8 protein-coding genes are annotated in these 7,517 nt (G+C 65.8%); 5 read left to right on the forward strand and 3 right to left on the reverse strand.

From position 1 onward, the window contains the following. Nucleotides 1-62 precede the first annotated feature (62 nt). Nucleotides 63-1,658: an isocitrate lyase gene (locus RH91_RS12515; RefSeq protein ID WP_010163121.1), complete on the forward strand. Its 1,596-nt coding sequence runs from the start codon at nt 63-65 to the stop codon at nt 1,656-1,658. Between the two features lie 170 nt (nt 1,659-1,828). Then, complete coding sequence (locus RH91_RS12520) at nt 1,829-2,644, forward strand: EF-hand domain-containing protein (RefSeq protein ID WP_010163122.1); 816 nt, start codon at nt 1,829-1,831, stop codon at nt 2,642-2,644. Between the two features lie 6 nt (nt 2,645-2,650). On the opposite strand, the gene RH91_RS12525 is transcribed toward RH91_RS12520, so the two are convergent. Genes RH91_RS12525 through RH91_RS12535 form a run of 3 tightly spaced genes read right to left on the reverse strand, consistent with a single transcriptional unit; the run spans nt 2,651 to nt 4,175 of the window. Next, nucleotides 2,651-3,601, reverse strand: a complete 951-nt coding sequence (locus RH91_RS12525; protein WP_010163123.1) for an aldo/keto reductase — start codon at nt 3,599-3,601, stop codon at nt 2,651-2,653. Continuing rightward, nucleotides 3,598-3,807 carry a hypothetical protein gene (locus tag RH91_RS12530; protein WP_010163124.1) on the reverse strand — a complete coding sequence of 70 codons (210 nt, stop codon included), beginning with the start codon at nt 3,805-3,807 and terminating at the stop codon, nt 3,598-3,600. Before RH91_RS12530 ends, RH91_RS12525 begins: the two co-directional genes overlap by 4 nt. After that, nucleotides 3,807-4,175 carry a hypothetical protein gene (locus RH91_RS12535; protein WP_010163125.1) on the reverse strand — a complete coding sequence of 123 codons (369 nt, stop codon included), beginning with the start codon at nt 4,173-4,175 and terminating at the stop codon, nt 3,807-3,809. The genes RH91_RS12530 and RH91_RS12535 overlap by 1 nt, the downstream gene beginning before the upstream one ends. A 171-nt stretch (nt 4,176-4,346) precedes the next feature. Between RH91_RS12535 and RH91_RS12540 the strand changes: the two genes are divergently transcribed. From RH91_RS12540 to RH91_RS12550, 3 genes are all read left to right on the forward strand, one after another. Then, nucleotides 4,347-5,315 (forward strand): ArsR/SmtB family transcription factor, encoded by a 969-nt coding sequence (locus tag RH91_RS12540; protein ID WP_010163126.1) that lies wholly within the window; start codon nt 4,347-4,349, stop codon nt 5,313-5,315. Continuing rightward, a complete protein-coding gene (gene metF, locus RH91_RS12545) occupies nt 5,312-6,250 on the forward strand; it encodes a methylenetetrahydrofolate reductase [NAD(P)H] (RefSeq protein WP_010163127.1) in 939 nt (312 codons plus the stop codon). Before RH91_RS12540 ends, metF begins: the two co-directional genes overlap by 4 nt. A 132-nt stretch (nt 6,251-6,382) precedes the next feature. After that, nucleotides 6,383-7,429 carry a homocysteine S-methyltransferase family protein gene (locus RH91_RS12550; protein ID WP_010163128.1) on the forward strand — a complete coding sequence of 349 codons (1,047 nt, stop codon included), beginning with the start codon at nt 6,383-6,385 and terminating at the stop codon, nt 7,427-7,429. Nucleotides 7,430-7,517: the final 88 nt, after the last annotated feature.

Raw genomic sequence — 7,517 nt, forward strand, 5'->3', positions numbered from 1 at the left:
TTTAGGCCGGATATCGTGTAAAGAACGCTATTCCGTGGATATCGCTACACAGTGAGGCCACGATGACCTACCAGTCCCATATCGCAAACGCCGACTCCCTGATCCGCGGCTACAACGGCACGTGGGACGGGATTTCCGCCGAGTCCGTCGCGCGGATGAAGCTTCAGAACCGTTTCCAGACCGGACTGGACATCGCGCGCTACACCGCGGCGATCATGCGCAAGGACATGGCAGCCTATGATGCCGATCCGGCGAACTACACCCAGTCGCTCGGCTGCTGGCACGGGTTCATCGGGCAACAGAAGATGATCAGCGTCAAGAAGCACTTCGGCTCGACCGAGCGGCGCTATCTGTACCTGTCGGGCTGGATGGTCGCCGCACTCCGCAGCGAATTCGGCCCGCTGCCCGACCAGTCGATGCACGAGAAGACGAGCGTTCCCGCGCTGATCGAGGAACTTTACACCTTCCTGCGGCAGGCCGACGCCCGCGAGCTCGGGATGATGTTCCGCGACATCGATGCGGCGCGCGCCTCGGGCAATGCGATCGAGGAACAGCGCCTGCTCAACGCGGTGGAAAATTACCAGACGCATGTCGTTCCGATCATCGCCGATATCGACGCCGGCTTCGGCAACGCCGAGGCGACCTATCTGCTCGCCAAGAAGATGATCGAGGCGGGCGCCTGCGCGCTCCAGATCGAAAATCAGGTCAGCGACGAAAAGCAGTGCGGCCATCAGGACGGCAAGGTCACGGTGCCGCACGAGGACTTCCTCGCGAAGGTCCGCGCGTGCCGCTACGCCTTCCTCGAGCTGGGGGTGGACGATGGCATCATCGTCACGCGCACCGACTCGCTCGGGGCTGGTCTCACCAAGCAGATCGCGGTGTCGAAGGAGCCGGGCGATCTCGGCGACCAGTATAACAGCTTCCTCGACTGCGAGGAGATCGACCCGACAAACGCGCGCAACGGCGACGTCATCCTCAACCGCGACGGCAAGCTGCTGCGGCCCAAACGGCTGCCCTCGAACCTGTTCCAGTTCCGCGCCGGGTCGGGCGAGGATCGCTGCGTGCTCGATTGCATCACCTCGCTCCAGCACGGCGCTGACCTGTTGTGGATCGAGACCGAGAAGCCGCACATCGAGCAGATCGCGGGCATGGTCGACCGGATCCGCGAGGTGATCCCGAACGCCAAGCTGGTCTACAACAACTCGCCGTCGTTCAACTGGACGCTCAACTTCCGCCAGCAGGTGTTCGACGCGTGGAGCAAGGAAGGGCGCGACCTCTCGGCGTTCGACCGGGCAAAGCTGATGTCGGTCGATTACGATGGCACCGACCTGGCGGACGAGGCCGACGAGCGGATCCGGACCTTCCAGCGCGATGCCGCCGCGCGGGCGGGGATCTTCCACCACCTCATCACGCTGCCGACCTATCATACGGCGGCACTGTCGACCGACAATCTCGCCAAGGAGTATTTCGGCGACGCGGGGATGCTGGGCTATGTGAAGGGCGTCCAGCGCAAGGAGATCCGCGAGGGGATCGCCTGCGTGAAGCACCAGAACATGTCGGGCAGCGACATCGGCGACGACCACAAGGAGTATTTCGCCGGCGAGGCCGCGCTCAAGGCGGGCGGCGCGCACAATACGATGAACCAGTTCGCCGCCTGATCGCGGGAGGAAACGACCAGCAACGCCCGGGACTGTTGACCCGGGCGTTTGCTTGCAGGCTTGTCGCAACACCAGACCATTTCGGCGCATCACTCCCGGTATGTGCTTGCCGCCAATCGAAAAGGCGCGCTGGCAGAAACGCCTCTGGCTGCCTGCTGCGTGGTGAACCGATGCGCGTCCTGACCCTGGCTCTGATCCTCGCTGGACTATCGATCGGCCGGGAGGCCGGGCATGCGCCGGACCGGCCCACCGGAGCGCCGCTGGCTGGAACCGGCGTCGGTGCTGACCGGCCACACATCGGACGCGAGATGGGGCGGTTGTTCATCAGTCCGATGGGGGAACCGTTCCGCTCCCCCGCGGGTGGCAGGAACCCGATCGACGTCTGGTTCGAACAGGCCGACACCAACCATGACGGTGCGCTGACGGATGCGGAATTCGATGCCGATGCCGCACGGTTCTTCGCCATCCTCGACCGAGGTCATGACGGGGAGATCGATCCCGACGACATCGAAGTATATGAGGACAGCATCGTCCCAGAAGTCCGCGTCGGCGGCGGCGGAGGCGGCGGGCGTTCCGCCGGATCGCACGGTCGGGGCGGTGGCGGGGGACGGCGCAGCGGCGGGGGCGGCTCTGGCGGCGGCGGACATCGTGGTGGGGGCGGCAGTCGTGGCGGCGAGGGCGGCGATAGTGCGTCGCCGAGTCAGCCCGCCTATGATTCCGTTCGCCAGGGCGCGGCGCGCTACGGCTTCTTCGAGTATCCGGAGCCAATCACCGTCGCCGATACCGATTTCAATCGCGGCGTGTCACCGAAGGAATTCAAGGCGGCGGCGGACAGCCGGTTCGCGGTGCTCGACCGGAATGGCGACGGGCGAGTCACGCGGGCCGAACTTCCGCGGTTCGATCCACCCGCCGCCGCACTCGCTCCCCCAAGCCGGCGACCGATGGAACGACCGCATCGCGACGAGGATCGCGACCCGGACGGTTGATCCGGGTCAGGCGCCCGCGTCGGTAAGCCGGTCCAGTTGCTCGACGCTGAGCGTCAGGGCCATCGCGCCCAGCAGGTCCTCGACCTGAGCGACACTCGTGGCGCTGGCGATGGGTGCGGTGACTGCTGGTTGTTCCTTGAGCCACGCCAGCGCAATCTGAGCTAGGCTCGCCCCGGTTTCCTCCGCAACCGAATCCATTGCCGCCAGCACGGCAGGTCCGGTACCGTCGAGAAAGGCCTGCATCCGCCCGCCGCGCACGCTTTTGCCGAAATCGTCCGCACTGCGATATTTACCGGTCAGGAACCCCGAGGCGAGGCCGTAATAAGGCACGGCACCGATGTTGTTCTCGACGCAATAGGATTGCAGCTCGCCCTCGAACTTGCTGCGACTGACGAGATTATATTCGGGCTGAAGCACATGGAAATGCGGCAGGCCATGCGCGCGCGCGGCGTCGTTGGCGGACTTCAGGCGCTTGGCGTGAAAGTTGGATGCGCCAAGCGCGCGAACCTTGCCCGCGTCGATCAGCTTGCCGAACGCCGCCAGCACGTCTTCCTGCGGGACCGACTCGTCGTCCTGATGCGCGAAATAGAGATCGATCGTCTCGATTCCCAGCCGCTTCAGTGAGGCGTCACAGGCCGCTGCGATCCGGGCGGGCGCAAGCTTCTCGCCACCCTCACCGGGGAGCATCCCGACCTTGGTCGCGATCTGCACCTGATCACGCTTGCCGCTCTGCTTGAGCCACGCGCCGATCACACTTTCGGATTCGCCGCCGTGATGCCCGGGCACCCATGCGGAATAGGCGTCGGCGGTATCGATCATCGTCCCGCCGCCCGCGACGAATGCGTCAAGCACCGCGAAGCTCGTGTCCCGGTCGGCGGTCCAGCCGAACACGTTGCCGCCCAGCACGAGCGGTGCGATGCGAAGGTCGGTGGCGCCGAGGCGACGTAGGTCGGTCATTGGGTTTGTGCTCCGGAATCGTTTTCGCCGCCGCCCTCGTCATCGGGGACGATCTCGGCGGCGTTCATGTCTTCGCTGTTCGCATCGCGCGAGACAGCAGCGGCGTTGAGGGCCGCATCTTCGCCGGGGGGCGTGCCGGGGGCCGATGATCCGCCGCCCGAGCACGCCGTTACCAGCAGCGCGGCCAAGACGATGGCCGCGCGCATCAGTTTTCGAGCTCGTTGCCGATGTCCTTGGCCGCGACTCCGGCGCGATGCGACGCTCGATCCGCCTTGTCGCCGACCCGGTCGGCGGCATTGTCCGCCTTTTCGCCGAACCGGTCGGCGGCGCGATCGGCCTTGTCGCTCAGGTTCGCGGTCTTGTTGCTCAGCGTATCGCCAAACTTGTCCATCCGCTCGGCGGCCGCGCCAAGTGCCGCATCCGTATCGTCCCGCGCCTTGCGCGCGGTCTGGTTGACGTCGCCCGAGATTGAATTGGCGGCTTCGGCGGTGTCGTTCTGCGCCTTTTCACTGCAGGCGGACATGCCGATTGCAGCGATCGCAAGCATCGGGACGAGGGCGAGTTTGTAGGTCATGAAAGGCTCCCGTGAGGTTTGAGGGGAAGGTATCCACCCGCATAAACCCGCGCAACCGCGCAAAGGTCCGTATCGCGGCCGCGGTCTCGGCCGGGGTTCAGAAGACAAATCTCCGCCGACCTGCGGACGTCGTTGACCCCATATAAAGATATCTTTATATCAGGGTCCAACATGACGATGGCTCTCGATATATTTCGCGCCCTGGCGGATGCGACACGGCTACGGATCGTGGCGTTGCTGCGCTCGATGGAGTTGTCGGTCGGCGAGCTCGCGCAGGTGCTCGGGCAGAGCCAGCCGCGCGTGTCGCGCCACGTCAAGATCCTGTGCGACGCCGGATTGGCGGAGCGGCGCAAGGAGGGCAGTTGGGTCTTCGTCGCGCTTGGTGCGGATGCGACGGTCGGGCCAGTGCTCGCGGCGCTCGACCAGTGGGCCGCGCTGTCGCCTGACCATTGGGCGGTCGCTGATGCGGCGCGGCTCGCGGCGGTGCGGGCGGATCGCGCGGCGTCGGCAGCGAGCTGGTTCGAGGCGAATGCGGGGCAATGGGATGCGATCCGCTCGCTCCACATTGCCGAAAGCGAGGTCGAGGCGGCGATCGCGGCGGTGCTCGGCGATACGCAGATCGGCCAGTTGATCGACATCGGGACGGGGACCGGGCGGATGCTCGAGCTGTTCGCCGGGCGCGCGGAACAGGCGCTCGGGATCGATCGGTCGTCCGAGATGCTGCGGCTTGCGCGCGCCAAATTGTCCGAGCGCGGGCTGACCAATACCGAGCTGCGCCAGGCCGATCTCTACGCCTTGCCCCTCGCCGACGGTGCTGCAGATGTCGCGATCGTCCATCACGTGCTTCACTTCGCGCAGCAGCCGGGCGCGGCGATCGCCGAAGCGGCGCGGGTGATGACGACGGGCGGGCGGCTGCTGATCGCCGATTTTGCCGCGCATGACCGCGAGGAACTGCGCACGCAGGACGGGCATACCCGCCTCGGTTTTGCCGACGAGCAGATGGCGACGTGGTTCGCGGCGGCGGGGCTGATCCCCGAGCGGACCGAGACGCTGATGGGGGGCGAACTGACGGTCAAATTGTGGCTCGCGCGAAAGCGCGATGCGAAGCGTTCCGGAATACGAGAGGCGATGGCGGCATGACGATTTCGGTAAACCAGCTCGAAGAGGCACGGCGCGCGCTCGAGGCGCCGCTGTTCGCGGATCTCGCGGGCGATGCGGCGGTATCGTTCGAATTCTTCCCGCCCAAGACCGAGAAGATGGAAGAGGCGCTGTGGGAGACGGTGCGTACGCTCGAACCCTTCGCGCCCGAGTTCGTCTCGGTGACGTATGGCGCTGGCGGAACGACGCGCGACCGGACGCATGCGACTGTCGCGCGGATCGAGCGCGAGACGAGCATGCCGGCGGCGGCGCATCTGACCTGCGTCGAGGCGTCACGTGGCGAGATCGACGAGATCGCGCAAGAATATTGGGCAGCGGGGGTGCGGCATATCGTCGCGCTGCGCGGCGATGCGCCGGGGGCGGGGGACTTTGTCCCGCATGCCGATGGCTATACCAATGCGGCGGACCTGGTGGCGGGGCTTAAGCGGCTCCATCCGTTCGAGATTTCGGTCGCAGCCTATCCCGAATGCCATCCCGACTCGCACGACGATGCGCATGATCTCGACAATCTCAAGCGCAAGCTCGATGCGGGCGCCACGCGCGGGATCACGCAGTTCTTCTTCGAACCCGAGACGTTCTTCCGCTTCCGCGATCGCGCGGCCGCGGCGGGGATCGATGCGCCAATGGTGCCGGGCATCATGCCCGTCACCAATTTCCAGAGCATCGTGAAGATGTCGGCGATGTGCGGGACGGAAGTGCCCGCGTGGATGGGGCGGTTGTTCGAGGGGCTCGAGGATCATGCGGGTGCGCGCGGGCTGATCGCGGCGACGCTGGCGGCCGAGCTGTGTCGGAAACTGTACGCGGGTGACGTGCGGAACTTCCATTTCTACACGCTCAACCGCGCTGAGCTGAGCTTCGCGATCTGCCATCTGCTTGGGTTGCGGGCGAAGACCGTGGCGAAAGCGGCAGCGGCATAATTTTCTTAGCCCCTCCCCCTCGGGGGAGGGGTTGGGGTGGGGCCGAACAGCAGGGGCGCGCTCTCTGCGAGGCACTTCCCCACCCCCAACCCCTCCCCTGAAGGGGAGGGGCTTAGATAGTGGACCAGTAGTATGACGACCCGTGACACATTCCTTGCCGAGGCTGCCAAGCGCATCCTCATCACCGACGGCGCGTTCGGGACTGAGATCCAGAACTGGAAGCTGTCGGAAGCGGACTATGCCGGCGACCTCGGCCTCGCGAAGGACCAGAAGGGCAACAACGACATCCTGGCGCTGACCAAGCGCGAAGTGCCCGAAGCAATCCACCGCGCCTATTTCGAGGCAGGCGCGGACATCGCCGAGACCAACACTTTCTCGGCCAACCGCATCAGCCAGGCCGATTATGCCGCCGAACATCTGGTGCGCGAGATCAACGTCGAAAGCGCGAAGCTCGCGCGGTCGATCGCGGACGAGTTCCAGGCGAAGGACGGCCGCCCGCGTTTCGTCGCGGGCGCGATCGGGCCGACCAACAAGACGCTGTCGCTTAGCCCCGACGTCAACGATCCCGGCTTCCGCGAGATCGACTTCGATTATCTGAAGGGCGTGTACCGCGAGCAGACCGACGCGCTGATCGAGGGCGGCGCGGACTTCATCCTGGTCGAGACGGTGTTCGATACGCTCAACTGCAAGGCCGCGATCATGGCGGCGCTCGAGGCAGGCGAGGCGCTCGGGCGCGACGTGCCGATCATGCTGTCGATGACGCTGACCGATCTGTCCGGGCGCAACCTGTCGGGGCATACGGTCGAGGCGTTCTGGCATGCGGTGCGGCATGCCAAGCCAGTGACGATCGGGCTCAACTGCTCGTTCGGCGCGGAGCAGCTGCGGCCGCATGTGCGGACGCTCTCCGATATCTGCGACACGCTGATCATGGTCTATCCCAATGCCGGACTGCCTAATGAACTCGGCGAATATGACGAAATGCCCGCGACGACTGCCGGCCTTGTCGGCGAATGGGCGCAGGCAGGGCAGGTCAACGTGCTTGGCGGCTGCTGCGGATCGACGCCAGCGCACATCAAGGCGATTGCCGATGGCGTGCGTGGGCTGACGCCACGTGCGCTGCCGGTGCCGCCGGTGGTGACGCGGCTCGCCGGGCTCGAGCCGATGACGATGGCGGCGTGAAATCTCCCTCTCCCCGCTTGCGGGGAGAGGGTGCCGAGCGAAGCGAAGGCGGGAGAGGGGCAGTCAACGGAAGCCTACTCCCGGTACT

Source organism: Sphingomonas sp. PAMC 26617, assembly GCF_000242835.1.
Classification (GTDB): Bacteria; Pseudomonadota; Alphaproteobacteria; order Sphingomonadales; family Sphingomonadaceae; genus Sphingomonas.